This is a genomic window from Rothia sp. HMSC064F07, from assembly GCF_001837265.1.
In the GTDB taxonomy this organism is placed as follows: domain Bacteria; phylum Actinomycetota; class Actinomycetes; order Actinomycetales; family Micrococcaceae; genus Rothia; species Rothia mucilaginosa.
Window position 1 is genome coordinate 968,845 of the sequence record NZ_KV831926.1, and the last position, 23,703, is coordinate 992,547.

Consider the following 23,703-nt stretch of genomic DNA (forward strand, 5'->3'; position numbering starts at 1 on the left):
AATAATGACATTCGATAGGGCATTACTTTACGAAAATAGGGTATTCTAGAGAGACTACGCCCTTTCACCGGGGCGTCTTTGACACACCGATTACCAGCCACACCGCACGGGAACTCTTCCGCCGCGCCCTCACCAGGCGCATTCTTCCCGTACGGATCGAAAGTGAGACCTATATGGATCTGATTGCAGTCGACATTGACGGTACCCTTGCCAGCAACCGAGATCAGATGGACAAGTACCTGACCGGTTTCTTCGCAAGCAACCGCCGATTCTTCAAGGCCATCCGCAACGCCACGGTCAATGTTGAAATTGCCGACCGTGTTCGCGAAATCGCGGCAGACACCGGCGCAGAGGTCGTAGTAATTACCGGCCGCGATGGCACCTACATGAAGGAATTGAACCAGTTCATCGCCCGCGCAGGTCTGGAACCCAAGCACGTGTTCGCTAAGCCCGGCAACGACGGCTCCAACAGCCCCGCATGGAAGGACTCCGTCATTGAGTCCCTGATTGCTGACGGCAACCGCATTATCCACGCTTTTGAAGACACCGACCACGAGGTGTACCTGCGCCGCGGCATTCCCGTCACCTGGGTCGCCCCGATTCGCGACTACATTGGCGAATGGCACTACGAGTCGATTGACATCGACCCGGTCGCCTGGGCTGCCGAGCAGCGTGAGAAGGAAGCCGCTCGTGAGCGTCAGAAGCGTCGCCTTGCGGAGGGCGTGCTCGCACACCAGAAGGCCGAGGCGAAGGAACGCCAGGCAAACGTCGCGGCATAAAACCCGCACACCAACTTGAGAGCTGCGGTGGGTAACCCACTCAAACGAATGAGGCGCCGGAAGGATTCAATCCTCCCGGCGCCTCATTCTAATGCTATATGCGTTGATCGAAGCTGATGTACTCGGCTGATTACACAGTTAGTTTACGCGGTGCCGAGCAGTTCACGCAGACGAGTCGCAAAGGGGCCCGCCAGCTTATGGTGCGCCTTCTCCTTCAGATGCACGCCATCAGCCATGTCACCCTCAGCCAGGTAGAGGCTCTGCCAGCCCGAGGTGTCCATGAACAGCACGCCGGTCTCGCGGGCACCCTGCCTTGCCACCTCGTTTGCCACGTGACGCTTATGCGCCACCTGCTTATCCGGTGCAGACGCCTCATCCATAGACACCACACCACCGAACACAATCTTCGACGACGGGTACATACGTCGCAGCTGCTCAATGACCTGAGTCTGGTGAGCGTTCACGTGCTCGCGAGCCTTCGTCTCATCCTCGTGAATGTAAATGTCATTGCCGGAGGCATCCAGGTAAATCACGCCGGGGTTACCGCTCGGCAGAGCCCAACGGCCACCCATCACACCCTGATAGTAGGAGGGGCACACACCCTCGCGGGCAGTCACAAAACCGATGCCGCCGCAACGGAACAGGTACGGGGCGAAACCTGCCTGCTTCAGACCCAAACCAACCCAGGAGGTTGCGGTCACCTGCGAGTCACCAATCACCAGGGCATCCTTAGCGCCAAGAACATTGGTGTTACGCGGCAGACCGTTCGCCTTATCCCAGTAGAGTTCAGCCTTCTCAAACTTGGTGTACAGAACGCCCTTCTTGGATCGCCAGCTCACCGGCAGACCCTCCCAACCGGCAAAGTCGCTGTACCCGCGCTGCTTCCACCAGTGCTCGTAGACGCCGGATTCCACCGCAACCGGACCGTACTTGGGGGTGTACATGACCACGCCACCCTTGAACTGCTGAACCAGCATGTCGGCGGCATCAGCGGAGGTGGGGAACGGCGCCTGAATCTCACCGGTTGCCTGCGCACCCTCCTTGCCGAAGGCGTTCTTCGCGGTGCGTTCCATCTTCTGCGCCGGGGTGGTCGGTTCCGGAGTCGGCTCGGGGGAGGGGGACTCGCTGGGGCTTTCCTGCGCCGACTGGGTAGGCTCGGCGCCCGCAGCAGCGGTAGCGGCAGTGCCACCGGGCGCGATGAAGCCTCCTGCGGAGTACACGCCAAAGGAACCGGCAGCAACCACAGCAAGGATTGTGCCGGTCAGAGAAACTTTCGCGATAGGAGACTTGATAGAAGGCATGCACAACAGTATACGATAGGCGCAACCCCAAGTAGAGAGCTTTTGAGGGATATTCAAATGAAAATAACAAAAAATATGCACCGCAGTGACAAGAATTAGACTCGGTGCGCAAACCGGTGCACAACTCAAAATAGAACCGGCATAAACCCCATATAGAAACGTCCCCTCCCACCCCGAATCTCGGGGTAGAAGGGGACGAATAAAAACTTATGAGAGCAGGTGGCGAACCTGCCTCAGCTCACAAGCATTGTTAGATGTCAGCCGCCTGAACCTTCAGCGCACGAGCCACGCCGTCGCGTGCCTCCGCAATCTGACGGTACAGAGCCGCAGCATCCTCAGGCAGAGAAGCCAGGTACGCCTCGGTACGCTCCAGCAGCTCAGCGGTCGGCTCGCTCGGGTACATGCCACCAATAATCTGCATGGAAATCTCGTGCGAACGCGAACGCCAAATACCCTCAATCTGCTCGAAGTACGGCTCATTGTACTGGGCAATCAGCTCGGGCTTGCCGGACTTGAAACCGGAAATAGCGTAACGCTGAATCATGTTCGACAGCTCGCCGGTCACCATGATCTTGTTCCAGTACTCAGCCTTAGCCTCAGCAGTCGGAATCGACGCGTATGCCTGAGCGGCGTACTGCTGACCGTTTGCGGTGTTGTCGTTCTCCAGCTCCGCAGCAATCTGCTCGGCGGAGAAACGGCCACCGGTAGCCAGGCGGCACACCAGGTTCCAACGCAGGTCAGCGTCAATATCCAGGCTCTCAAGGGTCAGCTCACCCTCGAAGAGACGCTGCACGTTGTCGTACTGCTCCTCGGTGCGGGTCTGGTTGATGAACGCCTGCAGCAGCTGCAGCTGAGCATCCGAATCGGGCTCTGCAACGCATGCCAGCTCCCAGAGACGGTCAGCGGCACGGTGGCGGGTCTCCTCGCGAGCCTCAGGAGCCACGAAGGAGTGCAGGGTAGCGGACAGGTTGTTAATCTGGGTGCGCAGAGCGGTGGAGTTGGTCTCCTTACCGATGTTGTTCAGCACCAGGTCAACGTACTTACGTGCCGGCATCTGAGCGTCACGCACAGTATCCCAGAGCGAACCCCAGACCACGCCGCGAGCCACGGACGAATCAATGTCGCCCAGGTGCTTGATAGCGGTCTCGATGGAACGCTCGTCCAGGCGAATCTTAGCGTACGCCAGGTCCTCATCGTTCAGCAGCAGCAGGTCGGGGCGCTTCTTGCCGATAGCCTCCTCAACCACGGTCAGCTCGCCGTCAATGTCCAGCTCGATGCGGTCGGTGCGGGTCAGCTTGCCGTCCACCAGGTTGTAGAAACCAATTACCGCACGGTGCGGGCGCAGGGTCTCGAAGCCCTCAGCGTAGGACTGGCGGATGCCCAGGTTCGAAATGTTGCCCGCCTCATCATTCTCAACCTCAACGGCGAGAGTGTTCACGCCAGCGGTCTCAAGCCACTTAGCGCTCCACGCACGCACGTCACGGCCGGAGGTGCGCTCCAGCTCAACCAGCAGGTCATCCAGAACGGTGTTGCCCCAGCTGTGCTTATCGAAGTACACCTTCAGAGCAGCCATGAAGTTCTCCTGGCCAACCCACGCCACCATCTGACGCAGCACCGAAGCGCCCTTCGCGTACGTAATGCCGTCGAAGTTCACCTGAACATCGGCAAGGTCACGAATCTCAGCCACAATCGGGTGAGTCGAAGACAGCTGATCCTGACGGTATGCCCAGGTCTTCTCCGACGCGGCGAAGGTAGCCCACGCCTCCTTCGCGTAGCGGGTGTTCTCCGCAGCAGCCAGGGTCGACATGAACTCAGCGAAAGACTCGTTCAGCCACAGGTCGTTCCACCACTTCATGGTGACCAGGTCGCCGAACCACATGTGAGCCAGCTCGTGCAGAACGGTGATAGCGCGGCGCTCACGCAGAGCCTCCGCAACCTTGGAGCGGAAGACGTAAGTCTCCAGGTAGGTCACGCAGCCAGCGTTTTCCATCGCACCGGCGTTGAACTCGGGCACGAACAGCTGATCGTACTTCTCGAACGGGTACGGGGTCTTGAACTGCTCCTCGTAGAACTCGAAGCCCTGACGGGTCAGCTCAAACATGTCCTCAGCATCCACGAACGGCATGAGGGACTTACGAGCGTACACGCCCAGCGGAATCACACGACCCTCAGAGTTGGTCAGCTCGCTGGTGACCTTCTCGTAGGGGCCAGCCACAATCGCGGTAATGTACGAAGACATGCGCGGGGTCGGCTTGAAGAACCAGGTCTTCGCACGGCCGCAACCGCACTCCTTCTCCTCAACCTTCACCTCGGGCTGGTTAGACACAACCACCCAGTGCGAGGGAACGCGCACAATAAACTCGAATTCAGCCTTCAGGTCGGGCTGCTCAAAGACGGGGAACACGCGGCGGGAGTCCGGCACCTCAAACTGGGAGTACAGGTACACTTCGCCGTCGGCGGGGTCCACGAAACGGTGCAGACCCTCACCGGTGTTGGTGTAGAACATCTCTGCGTCAATGACCAGGGTGTTCTCGGCAGCAAGGTTCGGCAGCTGGATGCGCTCGCCGTCCGCCAGGTCGGTGCTCAGCTCTTCGCCGTTGAGGTTAATGGACTTGACCGAGGAGGTGATGGCGTCAATGAAGGTGGAGGCACCTTCCTGAGCGTCGAAGCGGATTTCAACCTTCGAGGAGAAGACGTCTTTGTCCTTCGGCAGGTCGAGTTCAATACGGTACGAGTGCACGCGCTTAATAATGGATGCGCGTTCGGTTGCCTCATTGCGGGTTAGGTTCAGGCCGGGCATACAGCTCCCTCTCCTTAGATGTGAATAGCGTGCCGTGTTGACACGCCCTGTCATGGTGCGCTGGTTCCCGAGGTGCGCGGCTCCTGCGACGCTGCATACGTAGCGCTGGAGGCGTTCAAACTTGGGCGCGGCGAATCGGGACACCAAAAAGTGCCATATCCCACAGTCTACCGTATAGGTGGGGGTCTAGAAGGCTCCGCATTACCCGAACCCGCGCGAATTCGATACAGTTAAGACAGAAAAAACCCAAACGGGGAAGCGTATCCCACCTGATGGATGCGCGGCGCACTCTAGCAACGGCGCTCAGAACTGAGAACCGGCGCCTCCCACGAACGCACAAACGCACGTCACACCAAGACAAAATCACCAGGAGAGTACCTTGCGCGTACACATCGCAACCGACCACGCTGGCCTCGAACTGAGCCACTACCTGATCGAGTCCCTCACCGCTGCGGGCTACGAAATGATTGACCACGGCCCCGCCGACTACGACCCGCTGGACGACTACCCCTCGTTCTGCATTAACGCAGCCCTTGGTGTGAAGCGTGACCGCGAGGCTGGCCTGGACTCCCTGGGTATCGTTCTGGGCGGTAGCGGCAACGGCGAGCAGATGGCTGCGAACAAGGTTGAGGGTATCCGAGCGGCTCTGGCATGGAACCACGACACCGCGGCACTGGCTCGCGAGCACAACAACGCACAGGTTGTAGCTGTGGGCGGCCGCCAGCACAGCAAGGAAGAAGCACTGGAAATTATCAAGGTCTTCCTGGCTACCCCCTGGACCAACGAGGAGCGTCACGCACGCCGTATCGGTCAGCTGGCTGAGTACGAGCAGACCGGCGACATTGCCGGCAAGCAGATTGACGCTGCCTAAGCTCTAAAATCTGAGGCGCATAGTGCAGGCTATGCGCCTCAGTTGTCTCTGCGCTCCATATAATCCGCACTATTTCTAGCCGACAAGTTTTCGAGGAGAACCCGTGCCCGAAGGCCACTCTATCCACCGTATCGCCCGCCAAATCAGTGACGTCTTCACCGGCGAGCGCGTGCAGGTTTCCTCCCCGCAGGGCCGCTACGCTGAGGGTGCCGCCCTGCTGGACGGGCACACCATCACCGGGGCGTACGCGCACGGTAAGCACCTGTTCGTGACCTTCGAGAACGGCCTGACCCTGAACGTGCACCTGGGTATTTACGGTAACTGGAGCTTCGGCGGGGACGAGACGTTCACGGGGGCTTCGAGCATTGGTGCGCCCCGCAAGATCGGCGAAAAAGAATACGCCGCGGGGGAGGGGGAACCCTACGCCGGTCCTCCCGAACCGAAGAGTACGGTGCGTTGCCGTATTGTTTCCGAGCACGGCTGGGCGGACCTGGTGGGCCCGACTATCTGCCGCACCCTCACCCCGGAGGAGGTGCGCACCGTCCGCTCCAAGCTCGGCCCCGACCCGCTCAACCCGGACGCCGACCCCGAACAGTTCTACCGCGCCGCACGCAAGAGCTCCCGCCCGATTGGCGTGATTCTGATGGACCAGGCGGCAATCTCCGGCGTGGGCAATATCTTCCGCGCCGAATCGCTGTACCGCCAGGAAATTGACCCGCTACGCCCCGGCAAGAGCCTCAGCGACGAGGAGCTGAAGCGACTCTGGGAGGACAATAAGCACCTGCTGGTCATCGGCGTGCGCGTGGGGCGCATCATCACCACCGAGCCCGAAGACCGCCCCGGCGTGCCCGAAACCGAAGCGTGGCCCGACCACGCCAACTACGTGTACATGCACCACGGCGAGCCCTGCCGCCGCTGCGGAACCACCATCCGCATGGAAGAAATCGCCGGCCGCAAACTCTACTGGTGCCCCGGCTGCCAGAAGTAGCTACAGGAGGAGAAGAACAATGGCTGAGGCTCTATTGGTGGTGGATGTTCAGAGGGGTTTTCTGCATCCGCAGCTACCGGCTAGAAATAATGACGGTGAGGAAGAGAAGATGCAGAAGATTATGGATGATTTCCGCTGTTCAGGGCGCGAAATAATCCATATTCAGCATCGGGGAACGGATTCGAGCTCCTTCTTTTACGATGAGGAAAATATTAGGTTCCAGAGCGGATTTGAGCCTCGTGTGGGGGAGAAGGTATTTACAAAAAATGTGAATAGCGCATTTATTGGTACAAATCTGCTTGCCTATCTGCGTGAACGCGGGATTGATCGGCTCACGGTGATGGGTTGTACGTTGCCGCATTGTGTGTCTACCACTGTGCGGATGGCGGCAAATTATGGTTTTCAGGTGACTCTTGTTGAGGATGCCTGCGTAACCTTTGCTCTTTCTGATGGTGCCGGTGATTTTCTTTCCCCGGAGATGGTGCACCTCTACAATATTGCGGCGTTGCGCGATGAATTCGCCACGATTGTCTCGGCGCAGCAGGTGCTTGAGAAGTATATATAAGTTAGGCTGGAGCGTGCGGATTCCGAGCGTGCGAGGGAATGTATTTTCACCCGGAAGCGATTCCCGTCATCCCGGAACGCAAAAGGCCCCGGCGTTTGCGCCGGAGCCTTTGAAGTGGACCAAAGGTGGTCACGATGGATACAAAGTTCGGGATGGGTGCGGTTGGTGGCCCGGTGGGTGCGTATCTAGCCGTGCTGGGTGCACAGTTTGAGCCCGTGGGTGCACGTCGTCCGGAAGACAGGGAAACTACATGACGGGAGTGCGTTGGGTAAAGGATCCTGTTGAGTCAGTGTGTTGCTCCGTTGTTGAACCTGATGGCGATAGCGTCGTCGGGGTGAATGGTGGCCTGGTCGACGAGGACTTGTGAGGCTTTGGGTGTACGGGTAATTGCGGGGTGCTGAGTGTTGGCGGCAAGGCCTATAGCTTTTGCCGCTGTTAGGCGACGCAATGCAGGGAACAGAACTGTTAATGAAGGAGTGTCGAAGCGACATTGGGGCTTCGCCAGGAGCTTTTCGCTGGCTCAATGCAGCTGTTGCTAGAGCTCCGGAAGCTGCGCGAGAGCAATAAACATGGTCCCGGCGACCTTCCTAGTTGCACCAAAACTCTTTGCAACCAGAGAGGCTCATTGGGATTACCCTTGGGAGACTGTGTCAAGCAGTTCCTGGACGCGTGTTCTGATCTGGTCAATGATGCCCCGGACTTCTTCGAGTGAACGGTCGCTGGGGTCGTCGATCTTCCAATCCTGATAATGGACGCCTGGGAAGAAGGGACAGACTTCGCCACACCCCATGGTGACGACCCAGTCAGACGTTTTCACCTGTGCGGGGTCTAGTGGTTTGGGCTGAGAATCGGGTTGGAGGCCAATCTCGGCGAGAGCCTCAACGACGACGGGATGAACTGCATCAGCAGGCTCGGATCCTGCCGACAGAATCGTCACACCTTCTGGCGCAAGTTGCTTAGCTAACGCTGCGGCAATCTGGGAACGCCCAGCATTTTGCCGGCAGACGAACAAGATTGTGGTTTCTGAGGTTGTATCGCTGACATTCATGGCGACTCTTGGCTCAAGGTTTTCAAGAAGATTGTGATCAAAGCTTGGATGGAGCGTGAAGTACGCCCATTTCCCTCGCTTCTGTCTTTCGAGAACCCCTGCTTTGACCAGCTTGCCTAAATGATGGGAAATCGTCGACTGACTCATGCTAAAGGCTTCAGGGAAGTTGCATGCACACACTGGGGACGGTGCCGCCTGCTTAACCATCAAAGCTAGCTGTAGCCGGGTGATATCACCCAATGCCTTGAACTGCTCCACCCGAGCTTCAAGCGACGTTGACGGCGAGGTCACCTCGCCCACAGGGTAAGCACACATGTAAATATCGTTCACCCTTCCATCATGTCACATATTGACAGATTTCGATATGTAGGTGTAATATGTGTCATATCGATAATCATCGATATGACATGTGGAGGTAAGAGATGACCAAGATCGAGATCTTTGATCCGGCGATGTGCTGTTCGTCGGGCGTATGCGGAGAGGACGTTAATCAGGAAGTCGTTGATGCGGCGGCGGCTGTGAGTGCCGCGCGGAAGGAAGGGCTGGACGTGGTGCGGCACAATTTGGCCAGTGCTCCGTTGGACTTTGCGTCTACTCCGGTTGTGCGTGAGTTGCTTGAGTCTGAAGGGGCGGATTCTCTTCCCGTGGTGGTGATTGACGGCGAGATCGTCCTTAAGGGCGTGTATCCCACCCTGACACAATTGCGTGCGTGGGCGCGTCGGGATTCTGTAGGCACCTCCGATTCTCAAGTTGCACGTGACGGCCGATCGGAGCTTCCAGTGGCAGGCTCGTCGTGTTGTGGAGGTGCTTCGGGATGCTGTTGAGCCAGTGGCCGCCAACAACAAAGTTTCTGATGTTCACTGGCAAGGGTGGGGTTGGTAAGACGACGGTGTCATGCGCTACTGCCCTTTCGCTTGCTGCGCAAGGGCGCAAAGTCTTGCTGGTGTCGACGGATCCGGCATCAAATGTTGCACAGGTTTTCGGGCAACCTATCGGATCTGAAATTATTGCGCTAGGCGACGTTGTTGCCAGGGAGATGGGGATGGAGGTCGAGCTCGATGCGATCGAGATTGACCCGAACATGGAGGCAGAAAAGTATCGCGAGTCGATTCTTGCGCCAGTTCGTCATCTCCTGCCGCCCGAAGTGTTGCGCGAGTCCGAGGAGACGCTCTCTGGCTCATGCACGGTGGAGGTCGCCTCATTCAACAGGTTTGTTGATTTCCTCGTTTCCCCGAACATTGTCGATGTTTACGATCACATTGTTTTCGACACCGCACCCACAGGCCACACGTTGCGGCTGCTCGCACTGCCGGGTGACTGGTCGTCTTTCATTAAGAAGGGAGCTGGTGATGCTTCCTGCCTTGGTCCGTTGTCGGGACTCGATAAGCATCGCCAGACCTATGACGATGCGGTCAACACACTGAAGGACCCTGCCCTGACCACTTTGGTGCTTGTGGCACGTGCTCAAGATTCCAGTCTCCAGGAGGCTGAGCGTGCAGCCAGCGAGCTCTCGGAACTCGGGGTTAATCCGCAGGCGCTGGTTGTCAACGCACTCTTACCCGAAGCAGGCAATGACCCGCTCCACCGTAGGCTTATGCTCGGCGAGCGGAGTGTCCTAAATGGACTCGCAACTACCCATCCAGTGCTCAGTGGATTGGCATGCTTCACGATTCCCATGAACCCTGAACCCGTCATGGGAATCAAGGGACTGACCACTGTTGCCCCGCAGTCCCACGAGAGCGTGGCCGGCCTTGAGGAACTGTCCTCCGCCGAAGTTGTCGACGTTAACGAGGCGGTGCAACCTGCCCTGTCTCAGGCAACAGAAAAGATCGTAGAAGGCGGCCCCAAAGTCGTTCTGGCTATGGGTAAAGGTGGAGTAGGTAAGACGACCGTTGCGCAGGCTCTTGCCATATCTGTCGCCAGCAAGGGGTTGCCTGTACTTCTGGCGACCACTGACCCGGCCTCGCACCTGGATGTGACTCTTCCGCAGAAATATCCAGGTCTCGATGTGGTCAGCATCGATCCTCACAAGGTTGTGGAAGAGTACCGTCGAGAAGTGCTCAACACAAAGGGTGCGACACTGGATTCTGATGGCCGAGCACAGCTTGTCGAGGACCTTGCCAGCCCATGCACGGAAGAAGTTGCTGTCTTCAGAGCGTTCTCTGCTGTCCTAGAAGAAGCCGACCACCGCTGGGTCATCATCGATACAGCTCCCACCGGACACACCCTGCTGCTTTTGGACGCTACGGGTTCCTATCACCGAGAGCTCCTGCGCCAATCCGGGGCAGATGAAGGGAGTAATGGCACCATGACCGCTCTAATGCGTCTGAGAGATCAGAACCGGACATTCCCAATCCTGGTAACGCTTCCCGAGTCAACTCCGATCTTGGAAGCCAAGGAACTCGCTGATGACCTCGCCCGTGCTGGCATTACGCCACGAGCCTGGGTCATCAACCAGTACCTACCAATGAACCAGTCACAGTCAACATTCCTCAAACAACGAGCCACAGCGCAGCGCAACACTGTGGAGCGTTATCTGGCCACAGACCAGATGCGCACCCCTGTCTGGGAAATCCCGGTGGTATAGCCGCATCAGAGCAAAGGTGGGGTGTCCAGGGCAATTCAACTCCTGGACACCCCACCTTGATCGTTCTAAAGGCGCTAAACAAAATCTGCATTGAACACTACGCCAATTTATACAAGATGAGACCGACTATCCTACGACTGTGGCACATTCTGTATCAAGGTCGAAAAACACGAGCGGCCCGATGATTGCGCTTTCCCACGCTACATACGGCATCGGTGCATGGCTTTGGAAAACCTATTGACGTTAGCCCCATACTTTTTGACGCTTCGCGCCTCAACCTGCTGAGCAAGCCCCCGAGAGGACTCTCCGAGGGCCTAATCAGCCGTATCCAGGAGTCCATCAAGGGGCATCAGCGATCAGTCGCCACAGATCAAAAACCGCTGCAGAACACGGAAAACGCCACCCCGGATACTTCCCGGGAAACCCGGAAATCTTTGCATCCAGAGTGACGTTCTGGTGGAGGGGATGACGGGCTGGAGTCTAAAAGTTTCGAAAGCTTTCGGAACTTTTAGACGTAAGCGATTCCCGGAATCCCCGGAATATAAAAAGGCCCCGACGCTTGCGTCGGAGCCTTTTTCATGGAGGGGATGACGGGAATCGAACCCGCGTAATCAGTTTGGAAGACTGAGGCTTTACCATTAAGCTACATCCCCGGAATGGAACTTGACCATAGTAGCGAGGTTCCATCTGTGCTGTCAAACTCTTTGGCGTGTTGGCGCGGTTTTGCGTGGTGGCCTTTGCCTGTTCTTGTGGGCGCTCGCCTCCTCTTTTTGTGCCGGTCTGCGCATCTTTATTAGGGGAGTACGCGCTCAGTGGAAATAAACCGCGCACGAGCCGCTGTGTTGGGCATTTAGCGGGAAAACAGGTAAACTAGGGCACTGACTGTGTTAAACACGCAAGTGCGCAACACGGTCGGTTTCACGGGGCGTGGCGTAGCTTGGCTAACGCGCCTGCTTTGGGAGCAGGAGATCGCAGGTTCGAATCCTGTCGCCCCGACGTGAAACGGTTGCCGCGACGCTACAAGGTCGTGGCGCTCTTTCCACTAAGCAACCGCGGCACACACGATTCGTGCCGCACCGAAACTATATGAGGAGATCACGGACGTGAAGACCGCCGTCGAGAAGCTCAACCCGACCCTCGCAAAGATTGAGGTCGAGGTTCCCTTCGCAGAATTCAAGCCCTACCTGGACCGCACCTACAAGAACCTCTCGGGTCAGATCAGCGTTCCCGGCTTCCGCAAGGGTAAGCTGCCCAAGCAGCTCATCGAGCAGCGTGCGGGCTTCGACTACATCGTCGAGGCATCCCTGAACGACGCTCTGAACGACTACTACGCACAGGCACTGGGCGAGAACGAACTCTCCCCCCTGGCACAGCCCGAGCTGGATGTTCAGTCCCAGCCCTCCACCGAGAACCGTGAGGCAGACGTCAAGCTGACCATCACCGTCACCGTCCGCCCCGAAATCGAGCTGCCCAACTACGAGGGCCTCGAGGTTGAGGTTGACGAGGTAGAGGTCACCGCTGAGGACGAGGTGCAGGCACTGGACGCTCTGCGTGAGCGCTTCGGCACCCTGAAGACCGTTGAGCGCCCCGCAGCTGACAAGGACTTCGTGACCATCGACATCGCAGCTGAGATCGACGGCGAGCAGGTAGACGCAGCAAACGACCTGTCCTACCAGATCGGTTCCGGCACCATGCTCGACGGCATCGACGAGGCTCTGACCGGCCTGTCCGCTGGCGAGGACGCAACCTTCGAGACCAAGCTCTCCGGCGGCGAGCACGCAGGCGAGCAGGCAGTCATCAAGGTCAAGCTCTCCGCAGTCAAGGAGCGCGAGCTGCCCGCAGCTGACGACGAGTTCGCACAGCTGGCTTCCGAGTTCGACACCATCGAAGAGCTGAAGGAAGACATCAAGAAGCAGGTTGCAGAAGCTAAGGTTGCCGAGCAGGGCACCCAGGCACGCGACAAGGTCCTCGCAAAGCTCGTTGAGCTCGTCGAGATCCCCGTCCCCGAGAAGGTTATCGAGGACCAGCTCGAGCAGCACTTCAACAACCCCAACGCTGAAGCAGACCACGACACCGAGGAGCACCGCACCGAGGTTCGCGAGAACACCGAGACCGCATTCAAGAACGAGATGGTTCTCGACGCTGTTGCGGACAAGGAAGAAGTGACCGTCGACCAGGCTGAGATGATCAACTACATCATCACCATGAGCTCCCAGTACGGTATGGACCCCAACCAGTTCGCACAGATGCTGGACGGCTCCGGCCAGGCTGGCGCACTGGTCGGCGAGGTTCGCCGCTCCAAGGCTCTGGCAGCAGTGCTGAAGACCGCAGTGGTCAAGGACACTAAGGGCAACGTTGTTGACCTGTCCAAGTACCTGGGCGAGGGCGAAGAGGCAGCTGCCTAAATCCCCGCCACGGTCTGCAAAAAGCCACCCCGCTAGAGGGCGTGCGCTGATTGCTTGAAACGTGTAGCCTCAGCGGGCATCCACCGAATTACCGGTTGGGTGCCCGCTGAGGCTCTTTTCCCCCCAAACTATTCCGCCCTCAAGTTATTCCGTACCGAGGTTTTCGCCTCTGCTTCACCCCCTGGCGAACGAACAACCCGAAGGGAAGCGGGGGAGAGCAACTATCGGTAAGGTAGTAGCAACGAAACTTTTCGCGTGCGCTCCGGCGCGTAAATCGCGCAAAGATGCAGCGAAGACCCATTAGAGAAGAAGAGGAAGAATGTCCAGCTACATGCCTCTGCCCATCGGCGCCTCCCAGGCAGCCGGCGTGGCGCCCGCGCCGTCTATGGCAAACCCCATCGTTGGTGCCCAGGAAGATTACGTCTACAACAGCCTCCTGAAGGAGCGCATTATCTGGCTCGGCTCCGAGGTGCGCGACTCCAACGCCAACCTCATCTGCTCCCAGATGCTGCTGCTCTCGGCTGAAGACCCCGAGGCAGACATCTACCTGTACATCAACTCTCCCGGCGGCTCCGTCACCGCCGGTATGGCTATCTACGACACCATGCAGCTCATCCCGAACGACGTGGTGACCGTGGTGACCGGTATGGCAGCATCCATGGGTCAGTTCCTGCTCACCGCAGGCACCATCGGCAAGCGCTACGCAACCCCGAACGCCCGCATCCTCATGCACCAGCCCCTCGGCGGTATTGGCGGTACCGCATCGGATATCCGCACCCAGGCTGAGCTGATTCTGGACATGAAGAAGCGCCTGGCAGAGATCACCGCTGAGCGCACCGGCAAGAGCCTTGAGACCATCCTGAAGGATAACGACCGCGACAACTGGTTCAACGCGGAAGAGGGCCTGGAATACGGCTTCTTCGACCACATTGCCACCACCGCCGGTAAGCTGCCCGAATCGAAGAACGCATAAGGGAGATGCACATGAACTACCTGCCGAACGATATCACCACCTCGGCGCCGGCTATGCCGAGCAACCGCTACGTGCTCCCCAGCTTCGAGGAGCGCACCCCCTACGGTTACAAGCGTCAGGACCCGTACGCAAAGCTGTTCGAGGACCGCATCATCTTCCTGGGCACCCAGGTGGACGACGCATCCGCTGACGACATCATGGCTCAGCTGCTGGTTCTGGAGGCACAGGACCCCGAGCGTGACATCACCCTGTACATTAACTCGCCCGGCGGCTCCTTCACCGCGATGACCGCCATCTACGACACCATGCAGTTCATCCGCCCCGAGATTCAGACCGTGTGCCTGGGCCAGGCGGCATCCGCTGCGGCGGTTCTGCTGGCTGCCGGTACCCCCGGCAAGCGTCTGGCACTGCCGAACGCTCGCGTGCTGATTCACCAGCCCGCACTGAGCGGCCAGCAGGGCGGTCAGGCATCTGACATTGAGATTCACGCGAACGAGGTTATGCGTATGCGTGAGTGGACTGCACAGACCCTGGCACTGCACTCGGGCAAGACCTACGAGGAAGTTGACCGTGCCATTGAGCGCGACAACATTCTGACTGCGGCTGCTGCCCTGGAGTACGGCCTGGTCGATAAGGTACTGGAGTCTCGTAAGCTGCGTAAGCCTGCGACCAACACCGCTATTTCCCACACCTAAACTTTAGTTTTGAGGAATATTCCCGAGCGTTTTTCGGGGGAGGGGCGGCATCGCTCCGTGTGCGAGCCTTCGGGCTGGTGCGCGGTGCGGTGCCGCCCTTTTTGCGCCCGCCGGGTGGGGGCGGCGAACCAAGCTGATATGTGGCGTTGACCTGCGCTTTCTTGCCGGGCTTTAGCGTCACATACCTATCGTCATATGCCGGAGTATCAGCCTCGCCGCCGTCATAAAAGACGCGCTTTGTCATATGCCCGGTAAGTCCGTTCATTTGCGGTGCGTAATTCTGAGTTCCGGGGTGAACTCCGGTAGCCTTAGAGAAGGAGAAAATTCGAGTATTTCATACCGGTTTCTCACTCAAACTAAGGCGCCCACCCACCACCGGTGCCCCTCCTGAGAAATCACCGCAGATATCAGGTCACTGACCCTTCTGCACCGATTTCACCACGCCGATCGAAAGGGAATCTTCGTGGCCACAGACATCATTGTGCCTCCCGAACAGCCCAACGCCAGCATGCGATGCTCCTTCTGCAAGAAGACTCGCGCGCAGGTTTTCAAGATTGTGCTCGGCCCGAATGTTTCCATCTGCGACGAATGCGTGGAGCTGTGCGAAGAGATCCTTGCTGAAGAGCGTCTGAAGGTGAAATCCTCCGCGGCGGCGCCTGCATCTCAGCTGGCTACTCCGCGCGAAATTTACAGCTACCTCAACGACTACGTCATCGGTCAGGACGCGGCGAAGCGCACCCTGGCGGTGGCGGTGTACAACCACTACAAGCGCATCCACGATATTGATAACCCGGTGCTGACCTCCCGCATTCTTTCGGCGACCGCGGGGGAGCAGGTGGAGCTGGGCAAGTCGAATATTCTGATGCTCGGCCCGACCGGCTGCGGTAAAACCTACCTGGCGGCAACCCTGGCGAAGAAGCTGGATGTACCCTTCGCCCTGGTCGACGCAACCACCCTCACCGAGGCGGGCTACGTGGGTGACGACGTGGAGAACATTCTGCTGCGCCTCATCAACGCCGCTGACGGCGATATTGCTAAGGCTCAGCGCGGCATCATCTACATTGACGAGATCGACAAGATTGCCCGCAAGGGCGGCGAGAACCTCTCCATCACCCGTGACGTGTCTGGTGAGGGCGTGCAGCAGGCGCTGCTGAAGATTATTGAGGGCACCGTGGCGACCGTACCGCCGGAGGGCGGACGCAAACACCCGGCACACGCGAATATTGAGATTGATACCTCGAACATTCTCTTCATCGTGGCTGGCGCCTTCGACAATATTGACGACCGCATCGCAGCCCGCGTGGGTGCCGGCGGTATCGGTTTCGGTGCTGAACTGGGTGGCTCCGTGAAGAACCCGCTGGACCAGATCATGCCCGAGGACCTGGCGCACTACGGCATTATCCCCGAGCTGATTGGCCGCCTGCCGGTCATCTCGACCCTGAGTGAGCTCAACGAAGAAGAGCTGGCTCGCGTGCTGACCGAACCGAAGAACGCACTGCTCAAGCAGTACCGCCACCTCTTCGCCCTGGACGGCGTGGACCTGGTCCTCGACGACGCAGCGATCGCGGCTATTGCCCGCCTCGCCGCCGAACGCGGCACCGGCGCCCGCGGCCTGCGCTCCATGATGGAGCAGATTCTGCAGCCGATTATGTTCGATATCCCGGACCGCACCGATGTGGTGTCCATCGTCATCGGTGAGGACACCGTGCTCAACGGCACGGAACCCCGCTACGTGCTGCAGGCGCCCGACCCCGAAACCGAGACCACCCGCACCGTGAAGGGGGAGGCGAAGGCTGCCTCCCTGAAGGAAGCGGACCGTCAGGCGGCATAACCGAATACTTCCAGCCGATAGGCTAGGGAATAAAGAAGCCGTCGCCCCGGTTATACGGGGTGACGGCTCACTAGCAGGTACTGCTCTCGCTGGCGTGTCCTGATGAGCGTGTACCGAAGAATAAGCGCCGGCTCATAGAAGCGGCTGGCGCAACCGTATGAGAGAGGAACACTCATGACTGAGAACGCACCCGCACAGATTGATTTCTGGTTCGACCCGATCTGTCCCTGGTGCTGGATTACTTCCCGCTGGATTGGCGAGGTGCAGAAGGTCCGCAACGTTGAGGTGACCTGGCGTCCCTTCTCCCTGTCCATGCACAACCAGGGCCGCGACCTGCCCGCCGACTACCAGGCAATGATGGACCGGTCCTGGGCGCCGACCCGCCTCATTACCGCTGTGCGTGAGCTGCACGGCAACGAGGTCATCAAGCCCCTCTATGACGCTCTGGGCGAGCAGATTCACCACAACAAGAACAAGGCTGATTCCTACCGCGATGCAATCGTCAAGGCGCTGGAGGAGGTCAACCTGCCCGCAGAGCTGGCGGACGTCGCCTTCACCGATCAGTACGACGAGCAGATGCGCGCTTCTTTGGACCTCGCCCTGAAGACCGTGGGTGGCACCGACATCGGTGTTCCGCTGATTTCCATTAACGGCACCGCTTTCTTCGGCCCGGTCATCTCCCCGAGCCCTGCCGGTGAAGAGGCAGGTAAGCTCTTCGATGGCGCCCTGGCGCTGGCTTCCTACCCCGGCTTCTTTGAGCTCAAGCGCCCCCGTAACGTGGGCCCGATTTTCCACGGCGAAAAGGGCGAAGCCTAAGAACCCTGCAATGCGCTGAGAGTCCTGCAATGCGCGCAGGATCGGTAGAGTCTGCGGTTGCAGAGCATAAAAGTACCGCCCGGTCATGTACTGACCGGGCGGTACTTTTCTATTCACGATGTTGCGCTGAAACGTGCAATCTACGCGCGGTGAGCGCTACTTGCAGAGGTAGCATTGGGTGCCTTCTGCGCATTGTGCGTCTTCTGTGCTTTCAGCGCTTTCTGGGCTTTCTGGGCTTTCTGAGCCTTGCGCTGTGCCCTGTGCTCGAGAACCTTCGGGTGCGTCGCGCGCTGCACAATCTTTGTATCGCGCATGTGGAAGGTGCGGGTTGCCGTGTACTGAACCGCCGCATCCGAGGTGAACGCCAGCATCGCAAACACCGCAACACCCAGCTGGAAGAAAATCGTGGACAGCGGCAGGGACTGGTGGCCCCACAGCACACCACCGGTAATCGCCGCGAAGTTCAGCGCCGTCAACAGCAGAGCCAGGCGACGAGCCTTCGACGAGCCGCGCAACGTGCTCCACAGCAGGAACAGGTGCACCGCCGAATAAATTGCTACAAAACCCACCAGCACGGTGCCGGTAATGGTGAGCAGCACGTTGCTATCCACCTGATCGAAGAGGTCCAGCAGCTCAATGTCGTTGCCGGAGCCTTCCTCCAGCAGCTTGGCGCGAAGTGCCGGGCGGCTGAGCGCCAAAATGACGCTGTTGACAATGTCGGCGAGGGTCACAGCGATGAGCATACCCGAACCAACCAGCAGGCTCAGCGGCATGCGGTACGCCAGGTCGTGCGCGCTGGAGAGGTGAATTTCTTCCTGCTCCTGCGGCTCCAGTCCCTCATTGTTTAGCACGATGACCGGGAGCGCGCCGTCCGTGCGGATCGCGTCACCGCCGCCGTTACGGGCGTGGTAGCCGGAGGAAAAATCGTGCAGAATCTCAACGTGAGTTTCCGGGTGAGCGTACTGAATGGACTCCACAATATAGTCGCGTTCAAAGTCGGTTTCAGCGTCAATGCGGTGCGTGACCTGCAGGGTGAAGAAACTGAAACCCACACCAGAGTCGTACGTGCCCGCCGCCAACCAATCCACCTGGTGACCGCCCGGCAGAAGCCAGCCGTCCGGGGTTTTCCAGAAGCGCACGTGGTGGCGCTTCTCGGGGTTGCCGTCCACTTCCTTCTGGTAGGCGAAAGCCTGCGTCTTACCAAAAATTTTCAGCGGGGAGACGGGCGCCTCCGCGTAGGAGCGGCGGGTGATGGTGGAGAGAATAATCTTCCAGGAAGAGACGAGGGTGACGTTGTCAGCGCGGGTCCAGCCTGCGTCCTGCATGACCTGGTGAATCTGCTCCTCGGTACCAATCAGACCGATATTGACCGGGTCGCCGAGCAGGCCGTCCGGGGTGCGGGTACGCCCAATAAAGTAGTCGGGCACATAGATGCGGGTCATGATGGCGTGAAAACGCGGTAGCGTCAGGTACGCGGTGACCGCCCAGAAAATGAAGGCAATGGGGAAACCCCAGAAAGAATGGCCAACCGTATTCGCCAGAATCATGAAGGTCAGCACGAGGGCCGCGATGCCGGCGAAGATAAAGAAGAGAGTGTCCCAGAAATCGACCCACAAGCTGCGCGGGACGAGGTCTTGCGCCGTGCCGCGCGCGTCAATATCACCACGGTAAACCGGTGGGGAAGTAACTGGGGGAGCAACATCGCTACGTATAGGCCGCAGGACGCGTTTTTGGTGGGACATTCCCGCCCTTTCTGCAACATAGTTAGGGTCTTTGAATATCCATAACTATAGCAAGGGGGCAGGTTGTGTGAAGTACGCATTCCGGGCAGGGCTTAATCGCTTGGGTCGATCGCCCCGCCACGGAATTGCGACGGAATCGCGGGGTGCTTCAACGTACAGAGCGTGCGCTGAAAGTGCGTTGAATAAAGGGAGAAATGAACAATAGAAGAAACAGGGGGAGTGCTAGCCCTATTTGTACCTTCCCAAAGCAGGCATGTACTGCGTGGGGAATTCCCACAGTGAGAATTCCTACTCGGGGAGGGGCTTAGTCTCAACCGCGGCGCGTGCCGCAGCAATAGTGCTTTCGTGATGCAGCATGTCGCGGCTTTCACGCATGAGGCGCACCCACTTGCGGGTCAGCTCCTCAAGCTGCTGAGCGGTCAACGAGCCGGAGGCGATGCTCGCCTCATCGGTGGCGGCGCTGGTGGAAATATGCTGATGCCAGAGCTCGTACACCTCGTTGGTGTAGCTGGCACGCAGCGCCTGGGCGTGCTCACGTGCCTGGCTGATGTATTCGTTCAGGCTCGTGTGATAGTGCTGAAGCTGGTCGGGGGAAATGTTTGCTTGCGCTCCTGGCGGTGAGCTCGGGGTTGAGCTCTGCCTCGCCTGAGGCTCTTGCGGTAATCCGGAAGATGAAGAACGTGAATTCATAGTAATTATGGGTGCGCCTACTTTGGCGCGGGTCAGAGTCAGGACGCATCGCTGCGCCTGACGGGTGGTTTACTGTCGTGCGGTTGGTCGGGGTATGTCGTTACTCGTACCGGTAATTTGTCTGTTGCTGAAGTTGAATAGAGGGTTGTTCCTGATGGTAAAACCCTCGCATCAACAATCATACATAAGTGACAGTCAATCTCATAAGGTTGATTATGCTCTTTGCACATTGATGAATATAAAAAGGGGTTGGAAATCCCACAGAATCCCCACAGATTAGCAGGCTAAACCCACATCGTTGGGGAAGGAAGCTAAGGAAAGTTCTTCGAATCAGACGCAGGTACTTGCGGGCCTCACAGAAATAAAACCCAAAGTCAGCACCGTATAGGTCCGCAGTCGGAATCTCACACCCGGCGAGCTACAACGAACAGCAGGCACAGAAAACGGGGCGGTACTGAAAACCAGTACCGCCCCGTTACCAACACCAAAGTGGCGTCATAAAATCAAGCGATAAACGCTAAGGCGCGATTACTCAGCTGCTTCTTCCACAACGAGCACAACATCGCGAACCTCCAGCTCGCCCTCAGCCGCCACCAGGGACAGCTCACGAGCGTTACCGGCAGCCTTCAGATCAGCCATGCCAGCAGCAATGCGATCCAGCTGTGCCTGGGGAGCCGCAATAGTTGCGGACTCAACCTCGGTGCGCTGCTTAACCTTCGCGTCACTCTTAGCCTTACGCAGGCCACCCAGAGCCTCAGCAACATCCGGCAGGATTTGCTTCAGCGACTCAATCTGAGCCGGGTCAGCGTCCGCCAGGACCCACTGAGCAGAAATGCCAGCAGTCGGGTTCTGTGCAGAGTACTCAGCCAGCAGGGTACCCTCCAGAATGGGCAGTGCCTGCGGCCACTCGGCGCGGTGCACGCTACCTGCACGCCACCAGGACCAAATCTCTTCGGTCACGAACGGCAGGAAGGGTGCGAACAGGCGCAGCAGAGCATCCAGGGTGGTTGCCAGCGCGGCCAGAACAGAAGCCTGCTCCTGCTCGCCGCGAGCACCGTACGCACGGTCCTTGATCAGCTCAACGAAATCGTCGGTGAAGGACCAGAAGAAGCTCTCACAAATCTGCAGGGCACGAGCGTACTCGTACTTCTCGAATGCGGTGGTTGCTTCCTCAATCAGGTACGCCAGGCGAGCCAGCAGGGAGCGGTCCAGGGCGTTGATGAGCACGCGGCCCTGAGCCTGAGAAGTGATGACGGACTTCTCGGTAGCGCCCAGGTTCAGTACGAACTTGGATGCGTTCAGCAGCTTGATGGCAAGGCGGCGGCCAATCTTCATCTGGCCTTCGTCGTAGGCGGTGTCAGCACCCAGGCGAGCCGAAGCAGCCCAGTAGCGCACAGCGTCCGAACCGTACTTCTCCAGAACCTCGTTGGGGACCACAACGTTGCCCTTAGACTTGGACATCTTCTTGCGGTCCGGGTCGAGAATCCAGCCGGAGAGCGCGGTGTTGTACCACGGCACGGAGGAAGCCAGGGTCTCCGCGCGAACAGCGGTGGAGAACAGCCAGGTACGGATAATGTCGTGACCCTGCGGGCGCAGATCCATGGGGAAGGTCTTCGCGTGCAGGTCCGGGTCCACGCCCCAGCCGGTCGCAATCTGCGGGGTCAGGGAGGAGGTAGCCCAGGTGTCCAGAACGTCCGGGTCGGCGATGAAGCCGCCCGCTACGCCACGCTGATCCTCGGTGTAACCGGGAGCAGCCTGAGAGGCGGGGTCAACCGGCAGCATGTCCTCAGAAGGCAGAATCGGGTTCTCGTAGTCCGGCTCGCCCTCAGTGTCCAGCGGGTACCAGACGGGGAAGGGAACGCCGAAGAAGCGCTGGCGAGAAATCAGCCAGTCGCCGTTCAGGCCCTCAACCCAGTTCTCGTAGCGGCTACGCATGAAGGAGGGGTACCAGTTCATCTCACGGCCGCGCTCGATGAGCTTCTCGCGGCGTGCAGCGTCACGGCCACCGTTGCGGATGTACCACTGGCGGGAAGCAACGATTTCGAGGGGCTTGTCGCCCTTCTCGTAGAACTTCACGGGGTGGGTAATCGGCTTGGGGTCGCCGTCCATTTCGCCAGCCTCAACCAGCATTTCCACGACGGTCTTCTGTGCGGTGAAGACGGTGGCGCCAGCCATGCGCTCGTAGCGCTCGCGACCCTCAGCGGAGGTGATCCACTCGGGGGTTTCGCGGGAGAAGCGGCCGTCGCGACCGATGAGGGCGCGGGTGTCCAGCTGCAGTTCACGCCACCAGGTGACGTCGGTGGTGTCACCGAAGGTACAGATCATGGCGATACCGGCACCCTTGTCGGGCTGTGCCAGCGGGTGCGCCTTGATTTCGACCTCAACGCCGAACAGCGGGGAGGTGACGGTGGTGCCAAACAGCGGCTTGTAACGCTCGTCGTCCGGGTGCGCCACGAGAGCCACGCAGGAGGGCAGCAGCTCGGGGCGGGTGGTCTCAATCCAGACCTTCTCGCCGTTGGGGCGGTGGAAGCTGATGCGGTGGTACGCGCCGGGGCGTTCCTTGTCTTCCAGCTCAGCCTGTGCCACTGCGGTGCGGAAGGTGACGTCCCACATGGTCGGTGCTTCAGCCATGTAGGCGTTGCCTGCTTCCAGGTCCTTCAGGAAGGCGAGCTGGGAGACCTTGCGGGAGTGCGCGTCGATGGTGCGGTAGGTGCGCGACCAGTCAACGGACAGACCCAGGGTGGTGAAGAGGTTTTCGAAGACCTTCTCATCTTCAACCGCGAGTTCTTCACAGAGTTCGATGAAGTTGTTGCGGGAAATGCGCGGCCACTTTGCTTGGCTGCGGTCGGGCTTGGGGGTGCCGTCTGCCTTCCAGGTGATCAGGTCGCGGAAAGAGTCGTTGTCTGCCACGGAGGGGTCGCAGAGAACGCCGTAGTAGTTCTGAACGCGGCGTTCGGTGGGCAGGCCGTTGTCATCCCAGCCGAGGGGGTAGAACACGTTCTTGCCGGTCATGCGCTGGTAGCGTGCGATGACGTCGGTCTGGGTGTAGGAGAACATGTGACCCACGTGCAGGGAGCCGGATGCGGTCGGCGGCGGGGTGTCAATGGAGTAGACCTGTTCGCGAGTGGTGTTCTCGTCGAATGCGTAGGTCTTCTCGTCGGCCCAGCGCTGCGAGAGCTTCTCTTCGAGGCCTTCGAGGGCGGGGCGGTCGGGAACGTTAATCTGTACGGGCGAGTCTGAGCCCAAAATGTTTTCAGCCATAACGGCTATTTTCTCATATTCACGGCGTTCTCTCAGCTCCAGGGGAATTCTGCGCTGTGCTTGCCTGTTCGTACTGCTTGATTGCGGCTTCTAGACGTGCCAGGAGGGGCTTGTATTGGCGCACAAATTGTGCCCTGCGTACTGCGGCGCGTACCCCTCTGGAGGCGGTGATTTCCTGCCAGCTGGCGGGGTCGAGGTAGCTCTGCCCGAGCATCAGATGCACCTCAGAACTATAGGGGGTTCCGGTGGCGGCACGGATAGTGCGCGCCCGCTGCTGGAGTGCTTGGCGCTGCTCTTTAAGAGAGGTGATGCGCTGGTGCGGTATTGCTGTCATGTGGAGGTTCCCAATAT

The 23,703-nt window shown here is 58.9% G+C and carries 18 protein-coding genes and 2 tRNA genes; 12 read left to right on the plus strand and 8 right to left on the minus strand.

The window, feature by feature from the left end; translation table 11 throughout:
- Positions 1-173 precede the first annotated feature (173 nt).
- On the plus strand, positions 174-779 hold the full coding sequence (locus tag HMPREF2712_RS06370; protein WP_005508133.1) for a phosphatase domain-containing protein: 606 nt from the start codon (positions 174-176) through the stop codon (positions 777-779).
- A gap of 143 nt (positions 780-922) precedes the next feature.
- On the opposite strand, the gene HMPREF2712_RS06375 is transcribed toward HMPREF2712_RS06370, so the two are convergent.
- A complete protein-coding gene (locus HMPREF2712_RS06375) occupies positions 923-2,080 on the minus strand; it encodes an SGNH/GDSL hydrolase family protein (protein ID WP_246828685.1) in 1,158 nt (385 codons plus the stop codon).
- 250 nt (positions 2,081-2,330) lie between these two features.
- Positions 2,331-4,880, minus strand: coding sequence for an aminopeptidase N (pepN, locus tag HMPREF2712_RS06380; RefSeq protein ID WP_070819533.1), 2,550 nt, complete (start codon positions 4,878-4,880; stop codon positions 2,331-2,333).
- 379 nt (positions 4,881-5,259) lie between these two features.
- Between pepN and HMPREF2712_RS06385 the strand changes: the two genes are divergently transcribed.
- From HMPREF2712_RS06385 to HMPREF2712_RS06395, 3 genes are all read left to right on the plus strand, one after another.
- Entirely contained in the window at positions 5,260-5,751 is a 492-nt protein-coding gene (locus HMPREF2712_RS06385; protein ID WP_070605377.1) for a ribose-5-phosphate isomerase, read from the plus strand.
- Between the two features lie 103 nt (positions 5,752-5,854).
- The gene (locus HMPREF2712_RS06390) at positions 5,855-6,739 is read left to right on the plus strand and encodes an Fpg/Nei family DNA glycosylase (protein ID WP_070819534.1); all 885 of its coding nucleotides are present in this window, start codon (positions 5,855-5,857) and stop codon (positions 6,737-6,739) included.
- Between the two features lie 19 nt (positions 6,740-6,758).
- The gene (locus tag HMPREF2712_RS06395) at positions 6,759-7,304 is read left to right on the plus strand and encodes a cysteine hydrolase family protein (protein WP_070819535.1); all 546 of its coding nucleotides are present in this window, start codon (positions 6,759-6,761) and stop codon (positions 7,302-7,304) included.
- A gap of 631 nt (positions 7,305-7,935) precedes the next feature.
- Here HMPREF2712_RS06395 and HMPREF2712_RS09260 read toward each other — a convergent pair.
- Positions 7,936-8,682 (minus strand): metalloregulator ArsR/SmtB family transcription factor, encoded by a 747-nt coding sequence (locus tag HMPREF2712_RS09260; RefSeq protein ID WP_083323946.1) that lies wholly within the window; start codon positions 8,680-8,682, stop codon positions 7,936-7,938.
- Between the two features lie 92 nt (positions 8,683-8,774).
- On the opposite strand from HMPREF2712_RS09260, the gene arsD reads away from it, so the two are divergent.
- Together arsD and arsA are read left to right on the plus strand one after the other, a co-directional pair.
- Complete coding sequence (gene arsD, locus HMPREF2712_RS06405) at positions 8,775-9,176, plus strand: arsenite efflux transporter metallochaperone ArsD (RefSeq protein ID WP_070819536.1); 402 nt, start codon at positions 8,775-8,777, stop codon at positions 9,174-9,176.
- On the plus strand, positions 9,167-10,939 hold the full coding sequence (arsA, locus tag HMPREF2712_RS06410) for an arsenical pump-driving ATPase (RefSeq protein WP_070819537.1): 1,773 nt from the start codon (positions 9,167-9,169) through the stop codon (positions 10,937-10,939). Before arsD ends, arsA begins: the two co-directional genes overlap by 10 nt.
- Positions 10,940-11,518: 579 nt before the next feature.
- Here the strand turns inward: arsA and HMPREF2712_RS06415 are convergent.
- A tRNA-Gly gene (locus HMPREF2712_RS06415) sits at positions 11,519-11,592 on the minus strand.
- A gap of 268 nt (positions 11,593-11,860) precedes the next feature.
- Between HMPREF2712_RS06415 and HMPREF2712_RS06420 the strand changes: the two genes are divergently transcribed.
- From HMPREF2712_RS06420 to HMPREF2712_RS06445, 6 genes are all read left to right on the plus strand, one after another.
- Positions 11,861-11,935, plus strand: a tRNA-Pro gene (locus HMPREF2712_RS06420).
- Positions 11,936-12,042: 107 nt separating this feature from the next.
- Entirely contained in the window at positions 12,043-13,344 is a 1,302-nt protein-coding gene (gene tig, locus HMPREF2712_RS06425) for a trigger factor (RefSeq protein ID WP_070819538.1), read from the plus strand.
- Positions 13,345-13,663: 319 nt separating this feature from the next.
- Entirely contained in the window at positions 13,664-14,317 is a 654-nt protein-coding gene (locus HMPREF2712_RS06430) for an ATP-dependent Clp protease proteolytic subunit (protein ID WP_070819539.1), read from the plus strand.
- A gap of 5 nt (positions 14,318-14,322) precedes the next feature.
- Positions 14,323-15,012 carry an ATP-dependent Clp protease proteolytic subunit gene (locus HMPREF2712_RS06435; RefSeq protein ID WP_083323947.1) on the plus strand — a complete coding sequence of 230 codons (690 nt, stop codon included), beginning with the start codon at positions 14,323-14,325 and terminating at the stop codon, positions 15,010-15,012.
- Positions 15,013-15,520: 508 nt separating this feature from the next.
- Positions 15,521-16,843 (plus strand): ATP-dependent Clp protease ATP-binding subunit ClpX, encoded by a 1,323-nt coding sequence (gene clpX / locus HMPREF2712_RS06440; protein ID WP_210401019.1) that lies wholly within the window; start codon positions 15,521-15,523, stop codon positions 16,841-16,843.
- A 174-nt stretch (positions 16,844-17,017) separates the two neighbouring features.
- The gene (locus tag HMPREF2712_RS06445; RefSeq protein ID WP_070819542.1) at positions 17,018-17,659 is read left to right on the plus strand and encodes a DsbA family oxidoreductase; all 642 of its coding nucleotides are present in this window, start codon (positions 17,018-17,020) and stop codon (positions 17,657-17,659) included.
- Positions 17,660-17,799: 140 nt separating this feature from the next.
- On the opposite strand, the gene HMPREF2712_RS06450 is transcribed toward HMPREF2712_RS06445, so the two are convergent.
- From HMPREF2712_RS06450 to HMPREF2712_RS06465, 4 genes are all read right to left on the minus strand, one after another.
- Positions 17,800-19,401: an LssY C-terminal domain-containing protein gene (locus HMPREF2712_RS06450; protein WP_070819543.1), complete on the minus strand. Its 1,602-nt coding sequence runs from the start codon at positions 19,399-19,401 to the stop codon at positions 17,800-17,802.
- A gap of 288 nt (positions 19,402-19,689) precedes the next feature.
- Positions 19,690-20,091 (minus strand): hypothetical protein, encoded by a 402-nt coding sequence (locus HMPREF2712_RS09030; RefSeq protein ID WP_141754952.1) that lies wholly within the window; start codon positions 20,089-20,091, stop codon positions 19,690-19,692.
- Positions 20,092-20,619: 528 nt separating this feature from the next.
- Complete coding sequence (valS, locus tag HMPREF2712_RS06460) at positions 20,620-23,352, minus strand: valine--tRNA ligase (RefSeq protein WP_070819544.1); 2,733 nt, start codon at positions 23,350-23,352, stop codon at positions 20,620-20,622.
- A 19-nt stretch (positions 23,353-23,371) separates the two neighbouring features.
- Entirely contained in the window at positions 23,372-23,686 is a 315-nt protein-coding gene (locus HMPREF2712_RS06465; protein ID WP_070819545.1) for a hypothetical protein, read from the minus strand.
- Positions 23,687-23,703: the final 17 nt, after the last annotated feature.

Bases quoted from the DNA above. Each gene is read 5' to 3' on its own strand.
- valS (WP_070819544.1), bottom strand. From the start codon at position 23,352: ATGGCTGAAAACATTTTGGGCTCAGACTCGCCCGTACAGATTAACGTT.
- HMPREF2712_RS06395 (WP_070819535.1), top strand. From the start codon at position 6,759: ATGGCTGAGGCTCTATTGGTGGTGGATGTTCAGAGGGGTTTTCTGCAT.
- HMPREF2712_RS06435 (WP_083323947.1), top strand. From the start codon at position 14,323: ATGCACATGAACTACCTGCCGAACGATATCACCACCTCGGCGCCGGCT.
- HMPREF2712_RS06375 (WP_246828685.1), bottom strand. From the start codon at position 2,080: ATGCCTTCTATCAAGTCTCCTATCGCGAAAGTTTCTCTGACCGGCACA.
- HMPREF2712_RS06465 (WP_070819545.1), bottom strand. From the start codon at position 23,686: ATGACAGCAATACCGCACCAGCGCATCACCTCTCTTAAAGAGCAGCGC.
- clpX (WP_210401019.1), top strand. From the start codon at position 15,521: ATGCGATGCTCCTTCTGCAAGAAGACTCGCGCGCAGGTTTTCAAGATT.
- arsA (WP_070819537.1), top strand. From the start codon at position 9,167: ATGCTGTTGAGCCAGTGGCCGCCAACAACAAAGTTTCTGATGTTCACT.
- arsD (WP_070819536.1), top strand. From the start codon at position 8,775: ATGACCAAGATCGAGATCTTTGATCCGGCGATGTGCTGTTCGTCGGGC.
- HMPREF2712_RS06430 (WP_070819539.1), top strand. From the start codon at position 13,664: ATGTCCAGCTACATGCCTCTGCCCATCGGCGCCTCCCAGGCAGCCGGC.
- HMPREF2712_RS09030 (WP_141754952.1), bottom strand. From the start codon at position 20,091: ATGAATTCACGTTCTTCATCTTCCGGATTACCGCAAGAGCCTCAGGCG.
- HMPREF2712_RS06450 (WP_070819543.1), bottom strand. From the start codon at position 19,401: ATGTCCCACCAAAAACGCGTCCTGCGGCCTATACGTAGCGATGTTGCT.
- HMPREF2712_RS06370 (WP_005508133.1), top strand. From the start codon at position 174: ATGGATCTGATTGCAGTCGACATTGACGGTACCCTTGCCAGCAACCGA.
- pepN (WP_070819533.1), bottom strand. From the start codon at position 4,880: ATGCCCGGCCTGAACCTAACCCGCAATGAGGCAACCGAACGCGCATCC.
- HMPREF2712_RS06445 (WP_070819542.1), top strand. From the start codon at position 17,018: ATGACTGAGAACGCACCCGCACAGATTGATTTCTGGTTCGACCCGATC.